Source organism: Streptomyces sp. NH27, assembly GCF_056859195.1.
Window position 1 is genome coordinate 1 of the sequence record NZ_JACEGK010001123.1, and the last position, 382, is coordinate 382.

Consider the following 382-nt stretch of genomic DNA (forward strand, 5'->3'; position numbering starts at 1 on the left):
CCCTCCGGATTCAGGCCCTGGTGCTGCGTCAGGTCGATGCCCGGCAGCAACAGCGCCGGCTCCGGCGGAGGACGGTCGTGGTCGTCCAGGTCGAGCACCACCAGGCCGGACGGCCCCGTGGCCACGCCGACACCGAAGTCCCGGCCGCGCCACCAGCGGTGGATCAGCTCCCGCTCCAGCGTCGCCGCCCGCACCCCGTGGCAGTACCGCCCGACCTCCCGGCACGCACACCCGGCCGCGTCGGGGAACCCGCACGCCGGGCGCGCTCCGGTCGCCGGCGGCCGGCACCGGCGGCAGTTGCCCGCCGGACGCTTCGACCCCGGCAGCAGCGGAGGCACCCACCACGCCTGCGCCGCGCACCGCCGGGCCAACGCCCGTCCCC

General features: G+C 78.3%; 1 protein-coding gene. It reads right to left on the bottom strand.

The genetic code is table 11. The annotated features are described in order from the left end of the window. On the bottom strand, nucleotides 1–338 hold a 338-nt coding region (locus tag AC13HU_RS38335; RefSeq protein ID WP_483046602.1), incomplete at its 3' end, for a bifunctional DNA primase/polymerase. Nucleotides 339–382: the final 44 nt, after the last annotated feature.